At 73.1% G+C, this 18,199-nt stretch carries 19 protein-coding genes; 4 read left to right on the forward strand and 15 right to left on the reverse strand.

Features of this window, described 5'->3' with window-relative positions:
• Positions 1-115 precede the first annotated feature (115 nt).
• The 4 genes from ABWK59_RS15430 to ABWK59_RS15445 form a co-directional block, all read right to left on the reverse strand.
• Positions 116-475 carry a hypothetical protein gene (locus ABWK59_RS15430; protein WP_354641155.1) on the reverse strand — a complete coding sequence of 120 codons (360 nt, stop codon included), beginning with the start codon at positions 473-475 and terminating at the stop codon, positions 116-118.
• 309 nt (positions 476-784) lie between these two features.
• The gene (locus ABWK59_RS15435; protein WP_354641156.1) at positions 785-1,141 is read right to left on the reverse strand and encodes a hypothetical protein; all 357 of its coding nucleotides are present in this window, start codon (positions 1,139-1,141) and stop codon (positions 785-787) included.
• Positions 1,142-1,404: 263 nt separating this feature from the next.
• Positions 1,405-1,770, reverse strand: a complete 366-nt coding sequence (locus ABWK59_RS15440; protein ID WP_354641157.1) for a hypothetical protein — start codon at positions 1,768-1,770, stop codon at positions 1,405-1,407.
• A gap of 92 nt (positions 1,771-1,862) precedes the next feature.
• Positions 1,863-3,290, reverse strand: coding sequence for a condensation domain-containing protein (locus ABWK59_RS15445; protein WP_354641158.1), 1,428 nt, complete (start codon positions 3,288-3,290; stop codon positions 1,863-1,865).
• 257 nt (positions 3,291-3,547) lie between these two features.
• On the opposite strand from ABWK59_RS15445, the gene ABWK59_RS15450 reads away from it, so the two are divergent.
• A complete protein-coding gene (locus ABWK59_RS15450; RefSeq protein ID WP_354641159.1) occupies positions 3,548-3,922 on the forward strand; it encodes a hypothetical protein in 375 nt (124 codons plus the stop codon).
• 102 nt (positions 3,923-4,024) lie between these two features.
• Here ABWK59_RS15450 and hemB read toward each other — a convergent pair whose 3' ends face one another.
• The 7 genes from hemB to ABWK59_RS15485 all read right to left on the reverse strand — a co-directional run bounded on the left by hemB (position 4,025) and on the right by ABWK59_RS15485 (position 11,171).
• Complete coding sequence (gene hemB / locus ABWK59_RS15455) at positions 4,025-5,011, reverse strand: porphobilinogen synthase (RefSeq protein ID WP_354641160.1); 987 nt, start codon at positions 5,009-5,011, stop codon at positions 4,025-4,027.
• Between the two features lie 68 nt (positions 5,012-5,079).
• Positions 5,080-6,702, reverse strand: a complete 1,623-nt coding sequence (locus ABWK59_RS15460; RefSeq protein ID WP_354641161.1) for a bifunctional uroporphyrinogen-III C-methyltransferase/uroporphyrinogen-III synthase — start codon at positions 6,700-6,702, stop codon at positions 5,080-5,082.
• Entirely contained in the window at positions 6,699-7,679 is a 981-nt protein-coding gene (gene hemC / locus ABWK59_RS15465) for a hydroxymethylbilane synthase (protein ID WP_354641162.1), read from the reverse strand. The genes ABWK59_RS15460 and hemC overlap by 4 nt, the downstream gene beginning before the upstream one ends.
• Before the next feature lie 41 nt (positions 7,680-7,720).
• The gene (locus ABWK59_RS15470; protein WP_354641163.1) at positions 7,721-9,106 is read right to left on the reverse strand and encodes a glutamyl-tRNA reductase; all 1,386 of its coding nucleotides are present in this window, start codon (positions 9,104-9,106) and stop codon (positions 7,721-7,723) included.
• Positions 9,107-9,137: 31 nt separating this feature from the next.
• Positions 9,138-9,995, reverse strand: a complete 858-nt coding sequence (locus ABWK59_RS15475; RefSeq protein WP_354644963.1) for a redox-sensing transcriptional repressor Rex — start codon at positions 9,993-9,995, stop codon at positions 9,138-9,140.
• Positions 9,996-10,102: 107 nt separating this feature from the next.
• Complete coding sequence (locus ABWK59_RS15480) at positions 10,103-10,792, reverse strand: 3'-5' exonuclease (protein ID WP_354641164.1); 690 nt, start codon at positions 10,790-10,792, stop codon at positions 10,103-10,105.
• 157 nt (positions 10,793-10,949) lie between these two features.
• Positions 10,950-11,171, reverse strand: coding sequence for a glutaredoxin family protein (locus ABWK59_RS15485; RefSeq protein ID WP_354644964.1), 222 nt, complete (start codon positions 11,169-11,171; stop codon positions 10,950-10,952).
• A 147-nt stretch (positions 11,172-11,318) separates the two neighbouring features.
• Between ABWK59_RS15485 and ABWK59_RS15490 the strand changes: the two genes are divergently transcribed.
• From ABWK59_RS15490 to ABWK59_RS15500, 3 genes are all read left to right on the forward strand, one after another.
• Entirely contained in the window at positions 11,319-12,380 is a 1,062-nt protein-coding gene (locus ABWK59_RS15490) for an HAD family hydrolase (protein WP_354641165.1), read from the forward strand.
• A gap of 496 nt (positions 12,381-12,876) precedes the next feature.
• Positions 12,877-13,752 carry an ECF subfamily RNA polymerase sigma factor, BldN family gene (locus ABWK59_RS15495; protein WP_354641166.1) on the forward strand — a complete coding sequence of 292 codons (876 nt, stop codon included), beginning with the start codon at positions 12,877-12,879 and terminating at the stop codon, positions 13,750-13,752.
• Between the two features lie 259 nt (positions 13,753-14,011).
• On the forward strand, positions 14,012-15,193 hold the full coding sequence (locus tag ABWK59_RS15500; RefSeq protein WP_354641167.1) for a DUF5667 domain-containing protein: 1,182 nt from the start codon (positions 14,012-14,014) through the stop codon (positions 15,191-15,193).
• Positions 15,194-15,334: 141 nt separating this feature from the next.
• On the opposite strand, the gene ABWK59_RS15505 is transcribed toward ABWK59_RS15500, so the two are convergent.
• From ABWK59_RS15505 to ABWK59_RS15520, 4 genes are all read right to left on the reverse strand, one after another.
• On the reverse strand, positions 15,335-16,339 hold the full coding sequence (locus tag ABWK59_RS15505) for a lysophospholipid acyltransferase family protein (RefSeq protein WP_354641168.1): 1,005 nt from the start codon (positions 16,337-16,339) through the stop codon (positions 15,335-15,337).
• Positions 16,336-17,415 carry an NAD-dependent epimerase/dehydratase family protein gene (locus ABWK59_RS15510; RefSeq protein WP_354641169.1) on the reverse strand — a complete coding sequence of 360 codons (1,080 nt, stop codon included), beginning with the start codon at positions 17,413-17,415 and terminating at the stop codon, positions 16,336-16,338. The genes ABWK59_RS15505 and ABWK59_RS15510 overlap by 4 nt, the downstream gene beginning before the upstream one ends.
• 250 nt (positions 17,416-17,665) lie before the next feature.
• Positions 17,666-17,764 (reverse strand): 30S ribosomal protein bS22, encoded by a 99-nt coding sequence (locus ABWK59_RS15515; protein WP_003948845.1) that lies wholly within the window; start codon positions 17,762-17,764, stop codon positions 17,666-17,668.
• A gap of 133 nt (positions 17,765-17,897) precedes the next feature.
• Complete coding sequence (locus ABWK59_RS15520; RefSeq protein ID WP_354641170.1) at positions 17,898-18,107, reverse strand: helix-turn-helix domain-containing protein; 210 nt, start codon at positions 18,105-18,107, stop codon at positions 17,898-17,900.
• Positions 18,108-18,199: the final 92 nt, after the last annotated feature.

Here is an 18,199-nt window from a genome sequence, read left to right on the forward strand (position 1 = left end):
CATTTCCTCCGCGACTCCGCGACGGCCCCCGGAGGAACACCCTCCGGGGGCCGCGCCGTCGATCAGGAATTTCTCCGCCCACTCATCGCACGAGGGCGCGGGCGATCCCGCCGGCTCAGTGCCAGCCGTTGACCGCGATGTTCACGCAGTTCGAGGAGGACTCGATCTCACCGGTGGGCGCGGTCACGTCGGTGACCGCGGTGGTCCCGGCGGCGGTGTCGCACTCGTTGGACTGGTGCGCCCGGCCGGTCTCGTCGAAGTTGATGCAGTTCGAGGAGAACTCGATGTCACCGGTCTGCGCCAGCGCCCCGGTGTTCGTGGTGGCACCGGTGCTGGTGCTGCACTCGTTGCTCTGGGTCGAACCACCGTGCTCGAACAGGCCGCCGAAGCCCTGGGCACCGGCCGAACCCGCGCCACCGAGGACCAGCGCACCGGCCAGCGCTCCCAGAACTGCCGCCTTCTTGCCCATCTGCATTGCTTTCCTCCGTGTTGGAACCATGCGCGAAAATCCGCAGGACACTCGGTTAACGAAATCCCCGGGGAAAGGCACTGGCACGCCCGCCGACTTCACCCACCTGCCGGAGTAGACATATCTTCAACGAAATCCGAAACGTGAAACCCGACACCCGACACCCGGCACCCGGCAGCGGCCCGACCGCGGCCCTCCGGCAGCCCGCACACGCACGCGACCCCCGGAGGAGAACCCTCCGGGGGTCGCGCCATCGATCAGGAAGCCCCCCTGTCCGCCCGCCTACCGCACGGCGGCTACGGGCGGGTCGCCAGCTCAGTGCCAGCCGTCACCCACCGCGATGTTCGCGCAGTTCGAGGAGGTCTCGATCTCCCCGGTGGGCGCGAGCAGGTCGGTGAGCGCGGTGGTGCCGGTGGCGGTGTCGCACTCGTTGGACTGGTGCGCCCGGCCGGTCTCGTCGTAGTTGATGCAGTTCGAGGAGAACTCCAGGTCGCCGGTCTGCGCGGTCGTCGCGGTGTTCAGGACGCTGCCCGTGCTGGTGCTGCACTCGTTGCTCTGGGTGGAACCCCTCGGCGCGGAGTGGTGGCCACAAGCGTTCGCGACGCCGCCGGCGCCCAGGACCAGCGTGCCGGCCACCGCTCCCAGAAGGGCCGCCTTCTTACCAAGGTGCATTGCTGCCTCCGTGTTGGAACAAGCCCGCGTATATTCGCAGACACTCGACTAACGAAATCCCGCGGGAAAGGCACCGGGTGGCCCCAGGACTTCACCCGACTGCCGCATTAGGAATATCTTCTCCGGCCTTCCGCCGCAGCCCAGACTTTTCCCCGGAACGCGCGCACGGTCCCCGGGGAGGAATCCTCCGGGGACCGTGTCGTGACCTCGAACCACCGTCGCACCGGCCGCCTCACAGGCGGAGGGCACGGGGTGGTCGGCCGTCAGTGCCAGCCGTGACCGACCGCGATGTTCGCGCAGTTCGAGGAGGTCTCGATCTCCCCGGTGGGCGCGAGCAGGTCGGTGAGCGCGGTGGTGCCGGTGGCGGTGTCGCACGCGTTGGACTGGTGCGCCCGGCCGGTCTCGTCGTAGTTGATGCAGTTCGAGGAGAACTCCAGGTCGCCGGTCTGCGCGGTCGTCGCGGTGTTCAGGACGCTGCCCGTGCTGGTGCTGCACTCGTTGCTCTGGCTGGAGCCACCGTGGCCGCCGAACAGGTCGCCCAGGCCCTGGGCGCTGGCCGAACCCGAACCGGCGAGGACCAGCGCGCCGGCAACCGCGCTGAGAACGGTCGCCTTCTTGCCAAGCTGCATTACTGCCTCCGTGTTGAAACTATCCCGCGGAAATCCGCAGACAACCCAACTAACGAAGGCCCTTCGGAAAGGAACCGGGGCGCCATTCAGCTTCACCCGTCCGATGCATTCGCCATATTTTCTCCGTCGCCGGCCGACGGGGGCCTGACGGCACACGTACCGGTCGCGGCCACCTCTCCGACGATCTGCCGGATGCGGTCGACATAGCGCCGGACCTGTTCCCGGGCGAACTTCGTGTGCGGATGGATCACGGTGACCGAGAGGCCCTCGTGCGTGCGGTGGAACCACAGGAAGACGTGGTCGCCGCGCGGGGACTTCCCCAGGCCGGACATGTTCCGGGACTTCCAGTGCTCGCTGCCCGGTACGGCCCGGCCGTCGATGAACGACACCATGAAGCGCAGCACCGGGACCGTGCCGACCAGCTCCCAGGCGCGCACGCCCGGGGCACTCAGGGCCGGCGTGGCGGTGCGCATCGCCCGGGCGGCCATCAGGACGACCTCGGCGAATCCGTCCGTCCGGGCCGGCCGGAAGGCGACGGGCATGACGTTCACGTACCAGCCGATCGAGGACGCCCAGCGGCTGTCGGACCGGGTGTGCACCGGGACCGTCGTACGGAACTCCCGCTGCCCGCCGAGCTCCTGGGCGGCGACGGCGGCCGCGGCCAGCAGGCCGGCGAGGAAGCCGCCGGTCGCAGCCTTGCACACGGCCTCGAAGGCGGCGGAGTCCTCCGCCGTCGCCAGCGCTTCCAGCCGCCCGGTGGACTCCGGCACCTCCTCCGGCCCCACCCCCAGGGGGAGCGGGAAGCCGGGCAGGGCTCCCCCGTCCGCTTCCAGGAACTCCTTCCAGACCGCGACGGCCGGATGGTCCGGGCCGACGACGGCGGCCGCCTCGCGTTCTGCCGCGCTGTAGTCCGCGTGGCTGCCCGCCTCGGGGAGGCCGTGCGGGCGGCCCTCGGCGGTCGCCAGGTAGAGCTCGGGGATCTCGTGGGCGGTCAGTCCGATCGAGTACCCGTCGGTGTTGCTGTGGTCGAAGGCGGCGAAGACGGTGGTCGAGTCGTCGCGGAGCACGGCCGCGAACAGCATGGGCGGCCAGCTGTCCAGCGGATCGGTGACCTCGTCGAACCGGGCTTCGAGGTACCGGTTCACACTGCCGGGACCGGTGAACTCGCCGACGACCGTGGCCCGCAGCCGGACGTCCTGCAGGCCGAACGTGAAGCGCCGCAGACCGTCGGCCGAGAACCGGAAGCCGGTCCGCAGCGTCTCGTGGCGCCCGACCCACGCCTGCAGGGCCGATCCGAGGACGTCGAGGCGGGCCCTGCCCGGCAGCTCGAACGCCGCGGCCAGCCACGAGGGGGACCCCCAGCCCGCCGTGCGCGCGAAGGCCACGGCTCTGAGGTGCGCCTCCTGCATGTAGGAGGGGGCCCGGGGATCCTCGGGCGGCTCTCCGGGGACCACGGGGTGCAGGCGCCATTCGACCAGGAGCCCGGGCCGTACCGGATACCCGCGAATACTGGTGAGCATCAGGTTCCTTCCCGCGACGGGCAATTCCGAGACCGGAATTCGCTCCCGAAGGGATCGCCGCGTGTGCGGCAGGCCCAGAACCTAACACGAGGGGCGATTCACACCCGGGTTGACGTGCGACTGGGCGGCCGTTCGGCTGAATCGGCCTAGCCGGGACGGATGATGACGGCGTGTACGTACTGGAGCCCAGGTACGGGGGGGGATTCTGGGTTCGTCGTCCTTCCTACCGGCGAAGGACGGGAATCTGGAGAACAGTAATGCGCACGACGATGAAGCTGGCCGCGCTGACCTTCGCGGCCGCCGCCCTGTTCGGGACCACCACGGGGACCGCGGAGGCCTACGGGGGCCTCGGCGACTGGTTCTCCTGGGGCAGCACCCAGTCCAACGAGTGCAGCACGAGCACCGGCACCATCACCGACACCTCCGTGGCAGCGCAGACCGGTGACATCAGCTTCAGCACCGACTGCATCAACTTCGACAACACGGGCAAGGCCCACCAGAGCAACGAGTGCGACACGGTCGCCGGCATCACCACGGTCCTCAGTGGCAACGCCCCGACCGGCGACGTCTCGGGTGAGACCCGCTGCGCGAACATCTCCCTCAACCCGTGGTCCGGCGGTTGGGAGGGCTGATCCCTGCGCGGACGACGACGGGGCACCCGTCCCTGAACGGCGCTGCGGTTCCCGGAACCCTCCGGGAACCGCAGCGCCGTCGTCTTCGGGCGGGGGCTCGGCTCACCCGCGGGCGAGCAGCCGCGCGGCCTCGACGGCCCAGTAGGTGAGGATCTGTTCGGCGCCGGCCCGGCGGATCGAGGTGAGGGTCTCCAGGATGATCCGCTCGCGGTCCACCCAGCCGTTGGCGGCGGCGGCCTCGATCATCGCGTACTCGCCGGAGACCTGGTACGCGGAGACCGGCACCGGGGAGGCGTCGGCGATCTGCCGCAGCACGTCCAGGTAGGCCATCGCGGGCTTCACCATCACCAGGTCGGCGCCCTCGGCGACGTCCTGCTCCAGCTCTCGCAGCGACTCGCGGGCGTTGGCCGGGTCCTGCTGGTACGTCTTGCGGTCGCCCTTGAGCGAGGAGCCGACGGCCTCCCGGAACGGGCCGTAGAAGGCGGAGGCGTACTTGGCGGTGTAGGCGAGGATGCCGGTGTCCTGGTGGCCGGCCTCGTCCAGGGCGCGGCGGATGACGCCGATCTGGCCGTCCATCATGCCGGACGGGCCGACCAGGTGGACGCCGGCGTCGGCCTGCACCACGGCCATCTCGGCGTAGCGCAGCAGGGTGGCGTCGTTGTCCACGCCGCCGTCCTCGGCGAGCACGCCGCAGTGGCCGTGGTCGGTGTACTCGTCCAGGCAGAGGTCGGACATCACCACCAGCTGGTCGCCGACCTCGGCGACCACGTCCCGGATGGCCTGCTGGAGGATGCCGTCCGGGTTGGTGCCCTCGCTGCCGACCGCGTCCTGCACCTCGGGGACGCCGAACAGCATGATGCCGCCCAGACCGGCCTCGGCGGCCTCCACGGCGGCCCGGCGCAGGGTGTCCCGGGTGTGCTGGACCACGCCGGGCATGGAGGTGATCGGGCGGGGCTCGGTGATGCCCTCGCGGACGAAGGCGGGGAGGATCAGCTCGGCCGGGTGCAGCCTGGTCTCGGCGACCAGCCGGCGCATGGCCGGGGTGGAGCGCAGGCGGCGGGGGCGCACGTACGGGAATTCAGCGGACACGGCTTCTCTCTCCGGACGAAAAGGCAACGGGGGGAGGCACGGGGCCTCCCCCCGGAGGGTGGGGTGGGTCAGCGCGCCTTGCGGCGCGAGCCCGGGCGGCGCTCGCTGGGCCGGTAGACCGGCTCGCCGGCCGCGACGGCGGCGTCCCGTCGCGTCGCCCCGAACTCGGCCAGGGCCTGGGCGAGCGCGGCGGCGGACGGGGCGGGGGCCATCACGTCGACCCGCAGGCCGTGCTCCTCCGCCGTCTTGGCGGTGGCCGGGCCGATGCAGGCGATGACGGTCACGTTGTGCGGCTTGCCGGCGATGCCGACCAGGTTGCGGACGGTCGAGGACGAGGTGAACAGCACCGCGTCGAAACCGCCGCCCTTGATCGCCTCGCGGGTCTCGGCCGGCGGCGGCGAGGCGCGGACGGTGCGGTACGCCGTCACGTCGTCCACCTCCCAGCCGAGCTCGACCAGGCCGGCCACCAGGGTCTCGGTGGCGATGTCGGCGCGCGGCAGCAGGACGCGGTCGATCGGGTCGAAGACCGGGTCGTACGGCGGCCAGTCCTCCAGCAGGCCGGCCGCGGACTGCTCCCCGGAGGGGACCAGGTCCGGCTTCACGCCGAAGTCGACCAGCGCCTGGGCGGTGGTCTCGCCGACGGCGGCGACCTTGATGCCGGCGAAGGCGCGGGCGTCGAGGCCGTACTCCTCGAACTTCTCCCGGACCGCCTTCACGGCGTTGACCGAGGTGAAGGCGATCCACTCGTAGCGGCCGGTGACCAGGCCCTTGATGGCCCGCTCCATCTGCTGCGGGGTGCGCGGGGGCTCGACCGCGATGGTCGGCACCTCCTGCGGCACCGCGCCGTAGCCGCGGAGCTGCTCGGAGAGGCCGTGGGCCTGCTCCTTGGTGCGCGGGACGAGGACGTTCCAGCCGAACAGCGGCTTGGTCTCGAACCAGGAGTGCGAGGCGCGGTGGGCGACCTGCTCGCCCACCACGGCTATCACCGAGGTGGCCGGGTCGACCGGGGCCGACACCGGGGAGGGCAGCACCCGGGCCGCCTTCAGGTCCGCGGCGATGGTGGCCAGCGTGGAGGTGAAGGTGCGCTGGCGGGTGGTGGTGCCGGAGAGGGTGGCCGACAGGGCCGCCTCGGGCTTGCGGCCGTTGGCCACCAGCGCGGCCGCGGTGGCCGGCAGCTGGCCGAGCGTGGTGCGGACCACCAGGGTGGTCTCCGGGGCGCCCAGGTCCACCACGTGGCCGGCCAGCAGGGCGACGGCGTCCACGAAGCGGACGTCGGTGCCCTGGCCGCCGCGCAGCGGTACGCCCGCGTAGGCGGGAACGCCCACCGACTGCGCGACGCCCGGGATCACCTCGAACGGCACCGCGGCGGCGGCGCAGCCCAGCATCTCCTCGGCGGCGCAGCCGTCCAGGCCGGGGTCGCCGTCGACGGTGCGGACCACGTGCTTGCCGGCGCGGACGGCGTCGGCGACCAGCTTGGCCACGTCGAGGTCGGTCTCCTCGGCGGGGTTGTGCACGTGGACACCGGCCGGGCAGTGGGTGCGCACGGCCGCGGCGGTGAGCGGGTCGGTGATCAGGATGTCGGCGGTGGACAGCACGTCGACCGCACGCAGGGTGAGCAGCCCGGGGTCGCCCGGGCCCGCACCGAGGAAGGTGCAGCGTCCGGTCGGCGGAAGCGGACTAGTGGTGCTCATCGGGCTCGCTCCCCCATGAGGTTGGCCGCTCCCCGGTCGAGGAGCCGAGCGGCGAGGGCGCGGCCCAGGGCCGCGGCCTGCTCCTCGGCCGTCCCGTCCAGGACGAGCGGACCGTTGGCGGTCATCTTCAGCAGGGTGGCGCCGTCGACGGTGCCGACCACGCCCTCCAGCCGCAGTTCGGTGCCCTGCCAGGTCGCCAGGGCGGCGACCGGGGCGGAGCAGCCGGCTTCCAGGGCGGCCAGCAGCGCGCGCTCGGCGACCACGGCGGCCCGGGTGGGGCGGTGGTCCAGCGCGGAGAGCGCGAGGGCCAGCTCGGGGTCGACGCACTCGACGGCGAGCGCGCCCTGGCCGGGGGCCGGGAGCATCAGCTCGGGGTCGAGGTGCTCGGTGACCTCGGCGGCGCGGCCGAGCCGGTTGAGGCCGGCGGTGGCGAGGATCACGCCGTCCAGCTCGCCCTTGGCGACGTAGCCGATCCGGGTGTCCACGTTGCCGCGTATCGCGACGGTCTCCAGGGCGGCGCCGCGGGCGGCGGCCCAGTTGTTGAGCTGGGCCATCCGGCGCGGGGAGCCGGTGCCGATCCGGGCGGAGCGGCCGGCGCCGGCCAGCTTCTCGACCAGTTCCTGGAGGGTGAGGCCCTCCGCGGCGACGAGGGCGTCGCGGGAGTCCTCGCGCTCGGGGACGGCGGCCAGCAGCAGCCCGGCCGGGGCTGCGGTGGGGAGGTCCTTGAGCGAGTGGACGGCGAGGTCGATCCGGCCCTCCAGGAGGGCGTCGCGCAGGGCGGACACGAAGACGCCGGTGCCGCCGATCTGGGCGAGGGCTTCGCGCGAGGTGTCGCCGTACGTGGTGATCTCGACCAGTTCGACACGGCGCCCGGTGACCCGGGCGACCTCGCGGGCGATCATGCCCGACTGTGCCATGGCGAGTGCGCTGCGCCGGGTGCCGAGGCGCAGCGGCGCCACTGACTCCTGACCGTTCATGGGGTGATCGTCCTGGTCGTGCTGAGGGGCTGACGGGTGGTTCATCGGGTGGCTCCGGCGGCGGGGGTGACGCCGGACTGGGCCGTGGGGATGCCCCCGGCCGGGATGCTGGCCCCGGCCTGGGCCCCGATCGGGGTCCCGGAGACGGCGTGCACCGCCGCCGGGTCGAGGTCGAAGAGCTCCCGGAGGGCCTCCGCGTAGGAGGCGCCGCCGGGCTCGGCGGCCAGCTGCTTGACCCGGACCGTGGGCGCGTGGAGGAGCTTGTCGACCACGCGGCGGACGGTCTGGGCGATCTCGGCGCGGGAGCGCTCGTCCAGGTCGGGCAGCCGGCTGTCCAGTCGGCCGAGCTCGCTGCTGACCACGTCCGAGGCCATCGAGCGGAGCGCCACCACGGTGGGGGCGATCCGGGCGGCGCGCTGGGCGGCGCCGAAGGCGGCGACCTCGTCGGCGACGATCCGGGTGACCGCGTCGACGTCCCCCGCGCCGGGGCTGGCGGCGTGGGCGTGCGACAGGCTCTCCAGGTCGACCAGCAGCGCGCCGGGGAGGCCGTGCACGGCGTGGTCGACGTCGCGCGGCATGGCGAGGTCGAGGAAGGCGAGCGGGGTGTCGGCCGTCCGGGCGGCGACGGCGGCCGCCACCTCGGCGGTGCCGATCACCACGCCGGCCGCGCCGGTGCAGGAGATCACCAGGTCGACGTCGGCCAGGGTCTCGGGGACCTTGGCGAAGTCCACGGTCCGGGCGCCGCCGCCGAGGATCTCGGCCAGGCGCTCGGCGCGGACGGCCGTGCGGTTGGCGATCAGCAGGTCGGTGACCCCGGAGCGGGCCAGGGTGGCGGCGGCCAGCGAGCTCATCGACCCGGCGCCGACCACCAGGGCGCGCTTGCCCGCGATCGGGCCGGCGCCGGCGGCGACCTGCTCCAGGCCGAAGGTGACCAGGGACTGGCCGGCCTTGTCGATGCCGGTCTCGCTGTGGGCGCGCTTGCCGACCCGCAGGGCCTGCTGGAACAGCTCGTTCAGGCCGCGGCCCGCGGTGTGCTCGTCCTGCCCGCGGGCCAGCGCGTCGCGCAGCTGGCCGAGGATCTGGCCCTCGCCGACGACCATCGAGTCCAGGCCGCAGGCCACCGAGAAGAGGTGGTGGACGGCGCGGTCCTCGTAGTGGACGTAGAGGTGGGAGGTGAGCTCCTCCAGGTCGACGCCGCTGTGGCGGGCGAGCAGCTGGGAGAGCTCGGCCACGCCGGCGTGGAACTTGTCCACGTCCGCGTAGAGCTCGATCCGGTTGCAGGTGTTGACCAGGGCGGCCTCGGCGACCGTGGTCGCGGCGGCGGCGTCGTGCAGCAGCCGGGTCGGGGTCTCCCCAGTGAGCGCGGCGCGCTCCAGGACGCCGACCGGTGCGGTGCGGTGGCTCAGACCGACGACAAGCAGACTCACGGTCGCCCCCAGTGGCTAGAGATTCTCGCGCTCACGCCGGCATCACCGCGGAGAGGTCGCCATCGGTGCCCTTGGCGGACGGGCCCTTCGCCGCCTCCGCCTTGGCGGTGCCGCCGGCCGCCCGGCGCAGCTTGGCAGCCGCGGCTCGGACCGGCCCGGGGGCCCGGTCGAGGACGGACTCGCCGGCGGTGGGCTCGTCCCCGGCCTTGCGCTGCTCGTGGAAGGCGAGGATCTGGAGCTCTATGGAGAGGTCCACCTTGCGCACGTCCACGCCGTCCGGGACGGTCAGCACGGTCGGGGCGAAGTTGAGGATGCTGGTGACGCCGGCCTCGACCAGGCGGTCGCAGACCTGCTGGGCGGCGACCGGCGGGGTGGTGATCACGCCGATGGAGACCTGCTGGTCGGCGACGATCGCCTCCAGCTCGTCCATGTGCCGCACCGGGAGGCCGGCGGCGGTGGTGCCGACCACGTTGGGGTCGGCGTCCAGCAGGGCGGCGACCCGGAAGCCGCGGGAGGCGAAGCCGCCGTAGTTGGCGAGGGCGTGCCCGAGGTTGCCGATGCCGACGATGACGACCGGCCAGTCCTGGGTGAGGCCCAGCTCGCGGGAGATCTGGTAGACGAGGTACTCGACGTCGTAGCCGACGCCGCGGGTGCCGTAGGACCCGAGGTACGAGAAGTCCTTGCGGAGCTTGGCGGAGTTGACGCCGGCGGCGGCCGCGAGCTCCTCGGAGGAGACGGTGGGCACGGAGCGCTCGGAGAGCGCGGTCAGCGCCCGCAGGTAGAGGGGGAGGCGGGCCACGGTCGCCTCCGGGATGCCCCGGGCACGCGAGGGTCGGCGCGCGGCGCCCGAGTCGGGCGACTGCGAACTGCTCTGGGTGGATCGGCCGATTGCCACGGTGCTCCTGTGGGTGAAGCTGGGCTTGGACAGCCAGGCTATGCGTTTGTGAACGTGTGCACAAAGATGGTGTCCGATTTGTCCCCGCACAGTGACACGCATCACTCGCCGTCCGCGATGGTCGGGACGGGCTCCGGGTGGTCCGCCCCGCCCGGCCACGGACCGGTCGGGACCGTACGGCGGAGCTGCGGGACGGGCTCCTCCACCTCGCGGGTCCGGGCCTGGCCGAGCCGCGGCCACGGTACCCGGGCGGCTTCCCGGACCGGGTCGGCCCATGCGGCCGGCGGGCAGGAGCGGTCGCGGACGCAGTACCGCAGCAGCTCGGCGGTGGCCCGGGCGTCGCCGAGCGCGGTGTGCGCGGGGTAGGGGCCGAGGCCTGCCGCCTCGGTGCAGGCCGCCAGGCCGTAGCCGCCGGCGTCCGGCAGCAGCTCGCGGGCCAGCCGCATGGTGCACAGCAGCGGGACGGCCGGGAAGGGGACCCCGATCCGGGCGAACTCACGGTCGAGGAAGGCCCGGTCGCAGGCGACGTGGTGGCCGACCAGGACCCGGGCGGCCAGCAGGTCGAGCAGGTGCGGGGCGACCTCGCGGAAGCGCGGGGCGCCGACCACGTCGTCCTGGGATATCCGGTGCACGTGGCTCGGCCCGACCGGTCCGAGGGGGTCGATCAGGGTGGTGAACTCGGCTTCCGTCCGCAGGTGCCGGTCCAGCAGCACCACGGCGACCTCGACGACCCGGTGGCGCCACGGACTGCGACCGGTGGCCTCGACGTCGATGACGGCATAGCCGCTCACCGCGCCCTCCTCTGCGGACAGCCCCCGGCGGACAGGTAAACCACTGGATCGTAAGCCGACCAATCGGCACATTCCCAGGCCGATCATGGATCCGAGCACAACGATTCGGTGTACGGGGGGCCGCGGCGGGGCGGGCCGCAGGTGGCGTGGGGTGTGGCTAGGCCCCGAGTGCGGCGCGCAGGCGGCGCTCGTCCACCCGCCAGAAGTCGTGCTGGCGGCCGTCGATCAGGGTCACCGGGATCTGCTCGGCGTACTTCTCGTACAGCGCCGCGTCCTGGGTGATGTCCTTCTCCTCGAAGGCGCTGCCCAGCTCGGCGGTGACCCGCAGCAGCACCTCGCGGGCGTCGTCGCACAGGTGGCAGCCGGGCTTGCCGATCATCGTGACGGTGCGGTCGGCCGGGTTCTTCTTGTCGCGTCGCAGCAGGCTCACCCGCCCATTGTGCCCGCCCGGCGGTCGGGTCCCGTTAACCGTGGCTGCACACGGCCGTCACGGGATCCGCCACCCCCGCTGGCTATGCTCAGGGGCATGGCGGCGCTCCGATGGCTCACCAAGGCAAGGCGTTCCGACGACGCGCGGACCGTCCTGGCGGGCGAGGCCGCCGCCGACGCCGCGGAGGCGGACCTGCTGCTGGCCGAGGCCCCCGGACCGGCCGCGCCGGACACGGAGGCCGACCTGGCCGAGGTCGCCGAGGCCGCCGAGGTCACGGCCGCGGGGGCCGGGCAGGGCGAGGTCACGGCCGCGGAGGCCGGGCGGAAGCCGGGCCGGCCGCCCAGGGCCCCGGTCGAGGACCACACCCCCACCCCCGGGGACACCCGGGCCGCCGCCTTCTTCGACTGCGACAACACGATCCTGCGCGGCGCCGCGATCTTCTACCTCGGCGTCGGGCTGTACCGCCGCCGCTTCTTCACCCGCCGCGACGTGGCCCGGTTCGTCTGGCAGCAGGCCTGGTTCCGGCTGGCCGGCGCGGAGGACCCGGGGCACATCGCCGACGCCCAGGACCGGGCCCTCGGCCTGGTGGCCGGCAAGCGCACCGCCGAGCTGGAGGCGATCTGCGAGGAGATCTTCGAGCCGGTGCTGCGGGAGAAGATCTGGCCGGGCACCCGGGCGCTGGTCCAGATGCACCTGGACGCCGGCCAGCGGGTCTGGCTGGTGACGGCGGCCCCGCAGGAGGTGGCCCGGATCATCGCCCGCCGGCTCGGGATGACCGGCGCACTCGGCACGGTCGCCGAGACGGTCGACGGCGAGTACACCGGACGGCTGGTCGGCGGGCTGCTGCACGGTCCCGCGAAGGCCGCCGCGGTGCAGGCGCTGGCCCGGCGCGAGCGGCTGGACCTCAGCCGGTGCGCCGCCTTCAGCGACTCGGCGAACGACATCCCGATGCTCGGCCTGGTCGGCCACCCGTACGTGGTGAACCCGGACGCGGCACTGCGCCGGCACGCGCGGGCGATGGGCTGGCGGGTGCGGGACTTCCGGACCGGGCGGAAGGCGGCCCGGGTCGGGCTGCCCGCCGCGGTCGGCGCCGGGGTGGTCGCCGGGGCCACCGCGGCCGCGCTGGCGATCCGCCGCCGGCAGCGGGTGGAGAACTGACCGCCCGCCGGCCGGTCGCGGGGGCGTCCGCAGCGCACTGACCTGCCGCTGACCTGCCGTCAACCCGGATCCTGCGAAGGCACCCGGGCGGGGAGCCGGGCTCATGCTTCCGGGCGAATCGACGCTCCCCCGGGGGCGGTTCCGGACCTGATCGGCCGTGACCGGATCCGATCGTTCGGCGACTCGCCAAAGTCGGGGGTTGCCCGGCTCGAACGCGGGGAAACCAGGCCCCCGCCCGCCTATTCGGTCACCCGCTGTGCACAAGCGGTCACATTGCGCCAGGTGGATGGTGACAACTTCGGTCGCCGGCAGGTGAATATGCGCAACAACTGGACCTCAACCGACCACTTCGACCACACGGTGTAGCGGTCATTGCACAAAGCGTTATCCTCTCCTGGATGCACGCCACCCACGCGTCCCCGGTGACGGGAGGTCGGGAGTGTGCTCTCCGCGCAGGCGGAGGTGACCCGTCCACAGTTCTGCCTCTGGGAGTCCCGTGTACCCACCCGTCCGGAACGACGCGCCTGCCACCTCCCGCCCGTCGACCGCCACCCTGCGTCCCGGCTCGGGCCCCGGCGCACCGCTCGGGCGTCTGGACCGCCTGTGGGCCGCCATCCGCGAAGTCGAGCTGCTCCTCCCCCAGCCCCGGCCCGTCCTCGCCGGCGTCGGCCCGGTCGCCCCCACCCGTCCCGGCACCCTGCTGCGCTCCACCGCGACCGGCGGTACGACCGGCACCCGCAGCCGTACCCAGGCGGGCTCCGGCGCCACCGGGACCACCGGCAGGGGCCGGGCCAGGACGGCCCCGAGCCCGGGCTTCGAGACCGAGCACAACCCCGTCGTCGACCTGGTCGAGCGGGCCCAGAACGGCGAGAGCGAGGCCTTCGGCCGGCTGTACGACCACTACGCGGACACCGTCTACCGGTACATCTACTACCGGGTCGGCAGCCGGGCCACCGCCGAGGACCTCACCAGCGAGACCTTCCTCCGCGCGCTGCGCCGGATCGGCACCTTCACCTGGCAGGGCCGGGACTTCGGTGCCTGGCTGGTCACCATCGCCCGCAACCTGGTGGCCGACCACTTCAAGTCCAGCCGGTTCCGGCTGGAGGTCACCACCGGCGAGATGCTCGACTCCAACGAGTGCGAGCGCAGCCCCGAGGACTCGGTGCTGGAGTCGCTCTCCAACGCCGCGCTGCTGGACGCCGTCCGGCGGCTCAACCCGCAGCAGCAGGAGTGCGTCACGCTGCGGTTCCTGCAGGGCCTCTCGGTCGCCGAGACGGCCCGCATCATGGGCAAGAACGAGGGTGCCATCAAGACCCTCCAGTACCGCGCGGTGCGGACGCTGGCCCGTCTGCTCCCCCCCGACGCTCGATGAGGCCGTGCCATCGCCCCCACGCGATATCCGATCGACCGTCGCCCTCCCCTGCTCCCCGACCCGTGCGGGTGAATGGGCGGTCACATGATCAGTCGTGCGTAACCGACTCCCGACACCGCTCGTTGGCCAGCGTGCAATCCGCCACCGGGCCCGTAGTCAAGCGGGATCCAGAGCTGTCACCCGATGGTGTGGTTTCGGCCCGCCGAGGCAACCGTCCGGCTGGCCACGGTGTCGACAACGACGAAGGGAGGTGTGGCCCGTGACGGCAAACGTGCTGGAGCACCGGCGGGCGAAGGCCTTCGCCGAGGCGCTGGAGGCCCACCAGGCAGAGGACAGGCCCGGCGGATCGCACCGGAGCGGATCCGCCGCGATGGCCGAGCTGCTCGCCATGGCGGACACCCTCGGAGCCCTGCCCGAGCCCGAGCTGAGCGTCGAGGCTCGCACGGTCCAACGCGCCCGGCTGATGGCCGCGTTCGAGCGGGAGTGGGCCGGCGGCAAGCCCGCCGACGTCCCCCGGCAGCGCGGCCACCGGGCCGCCCGGTCGGTCCGGCGTTCCCGCTGGGGCCGCAGACTCGCGATCGGCGGCCTGGTCGCCGGCGTCGCCGTCGGCGGATTCGCCGGGGCCGCCGCCGCGAGCACCGACGCCCTGCCCGGGGACGCGCTCTACGGCGTGAAGCGCGGGCTGGAGGGCTTCCAGCTCGACTGGGCCGGCTCCGACAGCGAGCGCGGCGCCCTGCTCCTCAAGCAGGCCTCCACCCGCCTCGACGAGGCCCAGTCCCTGCTCGAACGGGGCGGCGGCGACGACGCGTTGAGCCCCGAGACGGTGGACCAGGTCCGTCGCGCGCTGGACGACATGCACGCCGAGGCGCTCCGCGGCCGCGACCTGCTCCGTTCGGTCTACCGCAGCAACGGCTCGCTCGCCCCGATGCAGCGGCTCGCCACCTTCGCCGACGGCGAGGACGCCCGGTGGACGACCATCCAGGGCCGGCTGCCCGGCGGGCTCGCCCCGCAGGCCGGCAAGGTCGACCGGCTCTTCGACGACATAAGCGAGGACGTCGCGCCCCTCCGCCTGGACAAGCCCGTGACGGGCGGCCAGGGCGGTTCCGGGGCGGGCGGCGGGCAGCAGGCCCCGGGAGCCTCCGGCGGTTCCGCGCAGACCGGGCAGCAGCAGCCGGCCGGCGGGGCGCCGACCTCGCGGGGCGGTGGCGGTACGGGTGGGGCTGTGCCCGGCGCGGCCAGCCCGGGCACCGGGGGGAACCAGGTGGGGCAGGTCCTCGGCGGGATCCTGGGCGGCGGCACCACCCCGACCCCGGCCCAGCCGGGCACCACCTCCGGGTCGGCCGCTCCCTCCGCCCCGGCCGACCCCGCCACCCCGGAGGGCCAGGGGCTCACCATCCCGCCCCTGGTCCCGGGCCTCCTCCCGGGCCTGACGCTCGGGTAGCCGGCCTCCGGCGCACCACCAGGGCGCGGGGAACTGCGCGAGGCGGAAGACAGCAGAGGCTGTGCCTTCCCACCTCGCGCCGTTCCTCGCGCCCCTTCAGCGGTTGACCCGTGCGCACCGGTGCGCGCCCGGCCGGGTGGGTCAGAAGAAGACCGAGCGGCGCTGGACCAGGAGCTTGTACAGGGTGTGCTGGATGGTCTCGCGGACCTGGTCGGTGAGGTTGAAGACCAGCATCGGGTCGTCCGCCGCCTCCGGCGGGTAGCTGTCGGTGGGGACGGGCTCGCCGAACTGGATGGTCCACTTGGTGGGGAGCGGTACCGCGCCGAGCGGTCCGAGCCACGGGAACGTCGGCGTGATCGGCACGTACGGCAGCCCCAGCAGCCGGGCGAGCGTCTTGAGGTTACCGATCATCGGGTACGTCTCCTCAGCGCCGACGATCGAGCAGGGGACGATCGGCACGCCGGCCCGCAGGGCGGAGGCGACGAACCCGCCGCGTCCGAACCGCTGCAGCTTGTACCGCTCGGAGAACGGCTTGCCGATGCCCTTGAAGCCCTCCGGCCAGACGCCGACGACCTCGCCGCGTTCCAGCAGGGCCTGCGCGTCCTCGTTGCAGGCGAGGGTGTGGCCGGCCTTGCGGGCGAGTTCGTTGACGACGGGGAGGACGAAGACCAGGTCGGCGGCGAGCATCCGCAGGTGGCGGCGGCGCGGGTGGTGGTCGTGGACGGCGACCTGGGTCATCAGCGCGTCGAGCGGGACGGTGCCGGAGTGGTTGGCGACGATCAGGACGCCACCCTCGGAGGGGATGTTCTCGACGCCCTTCACCTCGACCCGGAAGTACTTCTCGGCGAGCGGCCTCAGGGCGGAGAGCAGGACCTCCTCGGTGAGTTCGCGGTCGAAGCCGAACTCGTCCACCTCGTAGTCGCCGGTGATGCGGCGGCGGAGGAAGCCGAGGCCGTTGGCGGCCTTCTCCTCCCAGCCCTTGCCGAACAGTCGGGTCGCGGTGGTGCCGAGCGGTCCGGCGAGGGCTCCGCCGACGGCGTCGGCGACCCGGTCGGCGAGGTCGCGCTGTTCGCCGCGCCAGCTGGGCGCGGACTCGATCGGGATGACCTTGGCCTCGCCGGACGCGTGCTCCCTGGCGGCTGTCATCGCGGCATCGGCTCCTCGGCGTCGGTGCGGTTGCGGGGGTGCGGACCGGAGTGCCCGGCGCCGAGCAGGTCGGCGAGCCGGTCGGTGACGGCGGTCAGCCGCTCGGGGGGCAGCAGTCCGGCGGTCTGGGCGGCGGCGAAGTCGGCGAACGCCTCGGGGGTGGTGTACCGGGGGGTGTAGCCGAAGGTCTCGCGGAGCTGGGTGGTGTCCACGACCCGGCCGTGGGTGAGCAGTTGGATCTGCTCGGGCGAGATGTCGGCGAGCCGGGTCTGCCGGACCAGTCCGGCGACCGCGGTGAGGGCGGGGCGCAGCAGCGGCACGGTGGGCCGGCCGAGCCGGCGGGCGCACTGGGAGAGCAGCAGCACGCCGTCGCCGGCGACGTTGAAGGTGCCGGCGTTGGTGGTGCCGGGGCGGGCCGGGAGGGCGGCGAGCCGGAGCACCTCGACGGCGTCGTCCTCGTGGACGAACTGCAGCCGCGGGTCGCGTCCGAGCACGGTGGGCAGCAGCGGCAGGGCGAAGTACGCGCAGAGCGGGGTGTCGCCGGCGGGGCCGACGACGTTGGCGAAGCGCAGCACGCTGACGGCGACGTCGGGGCGGCGGCGGGCGAAGCCGCGGACGTACCCCTCGACCTCGGTGGCGTCCTTGGCGAAGCCGCCGGCGGGCAGGTCCTTGGGCTGCATCCGCTCGACGAAGACGGCCGGGTCGCGGGGCGCGGAACCGTAGACGGCGGTGGTGGACTTGACCACGAGTCGGCGCAGTCCGGGGGCCTTCTGGCAGGCGCCGAGGAGCTGCATGGTGCCGATGACGTTGGTCTCCTTGACCCCGGCACGGCCGCCGGAGCCGGTGGCGCTGACGTTGAGGTGGACCACCGTGTCGACCTCGTGCTCGGCCATCACCCGGGCGACGGCGGGACGGCGGAGGTCGACGGGGGCGAAGTGGACGCCGGCCGGGAGGTCCTCCGGCGGCAGGACGTCGACGCCCACCACCCGGTCCACCTCGGGCCGGGCGGCGATCTCCGCGGCGAAGCGGGCACCGAGATGCCGTGCCACGCCGGTGACGAGCACGACGTTGCCCACGGGTCAGCGCCCTCCTGAGTCCGGTTCCGGTGTCCGGGCGTGCGCCCTGTCTGCACCGTACCGTGCCGGGGTTTCGCCCAGGCAACCACGGCCGCGCGATTCGCGGACGGCCCGGGCTACGGGCGGAGTCGACGGCCCGGCGGCCCCGGTGGGTGTGTTCGGGCCCTGAACGCCCACTGCCCGCCCGGGCTTCAAGCCGGGGCGGGCAGTACGCACACCTGTAGCGCGCGCGAGGGCGCGACCGTGGGTGTTACTTCTTGTTGCGACGCTGAACGCGAGTGCGCTTCAGAAGCTTGCGGTGCTTCTTCTTGGCCATACGCTTGCGACGCTTCTTGATGACAGAGCCCACGGAACATTCCTCGCTCACTCGGACTCTCGCCCGTGAGAGACGGGAGTCCATACGACTGACGGAGGCCTTAGCCTACCTCTCGCACCCCGTAAGCCGTAATCGGTGCCCCGAGAAGGCCCTTGGTGTCAGCGCCCTACGCGCTCTGCAGACGCACGTAGGACTCCTTGAGGTACTCGTGGACCTTCTGCTCGGGGACGCGGAAGGAGCGGCCGACCCGGATGGCCGGAAGCTCGCCGCTGTGCACCAGCCGGTACACCGTCATCTTCGACACCCGCATGACCGAGGCGACCTCGGCCACGGTCAGGAAGACGACGTCCTGAAGAGGGCGCTCGCCGGAACTCATTGCCTCACCCGACCCTTACCCGTGTGCAAGGCACCGGCTTCCCCTCCGGTGACTCCACCGGCACACGTGTATCCCCAGAGTAGTTATGCGTG

The sequence above is a fragment of the Kitasatospora sp. HUAS MG31 genome (assembly GCF_040571325.1).
Classification (GTDB): Bacteria; Actinomycetota; Actinomycetes; order Streptomycetales; family Streptomycetaceae; genus Kitasatospora; species Kitasatospora camelliae.

Excerpts from the sequence above, each read along its gene's own strand:
- ABWK59_RS15430 (WP_354641155.1), bottom strand. The coding sequence starts at position 475 with ATGCAGATGGGCAAGAAGGCGGCAGTTCTGGGAGCGCTGGCCGGTGCG.
- ABWK59_RS15435 (WP_354641156.1), bottom strand. The coding sequence starts at position 1,141 with ATGCACCTTGGTAAGAAGGCGGCCCTTCTGGGAGCGGTGGCCGGCACG.
- ABWK59_RS15440 (WP_354641157.1), bottom strand. The coding sequence starts at position 1,770 with ATGCAGCTTGGCAAGAAGGCGACCGTTCTCAGCGCGGTTGCCGGCGCG.
- ABWK59_RS15445 (WP_354641158.1), bottom strand. The coding sequence starts at position 3,290 with ATGCTCACCAGTATTCGCGGGTATCCGGTACGGCCCGGGCTCCTGGTC.
- ABWK59_RS15450 (WP_354641159.1), top strand. The coding sequence starts at position 3,548 with ATGCGCACGACGATGAAGCTGGCCGCGCTGACCTTCGCGGCCGCCGCC.
- ABWK59_RS15460 (WP_354641161.1), bottom strand. The coding sequence starts at position 6,702 with ATGAGCACCACTAGTCCGCTTCCGCCGACCGGACGCTGCACCTTCCTC.
- hemC (WP_354641162.1), bottom strand. The coding sequence starts at position 7,679 with ATGAACGGTCAGGAGTCAGTGGCGCCGCTGCGCCTCGGCACCCGGCGC.
- ABWK59_RS15485 (WP_354644964.1), bottom strand. The coding sequence starts at position 11,171 with ATGATCGGCAAGCCCGGCTGCCACCTGTGCGACGACGCCCGCGAGGTG.
- ABWK59_RS15490 (WP_354641165.1), top strand. The coding sequence starts at position 11,319 with ATGGCGGCGCTCCGATGGCTCACCAAGGCAAGGCGTTCCGACGACGCG.
- ABWK59_RS15505 (WP_354641168.1), bottom strand. The coding sequence starts at position 16,339 with ATGACAGCCGCCAGGGAGCACGCGTCCGGCGAGGCCAAGGTCATCCCG.
- ABWK59_RS15520 (WP_354641170.1), bottom strand. The coding sequence starts at position 18,107 with ATGAGTTCCGGCGAGCGCCCTCTTCAGGACGTCGTCTTCCTGACCGTG.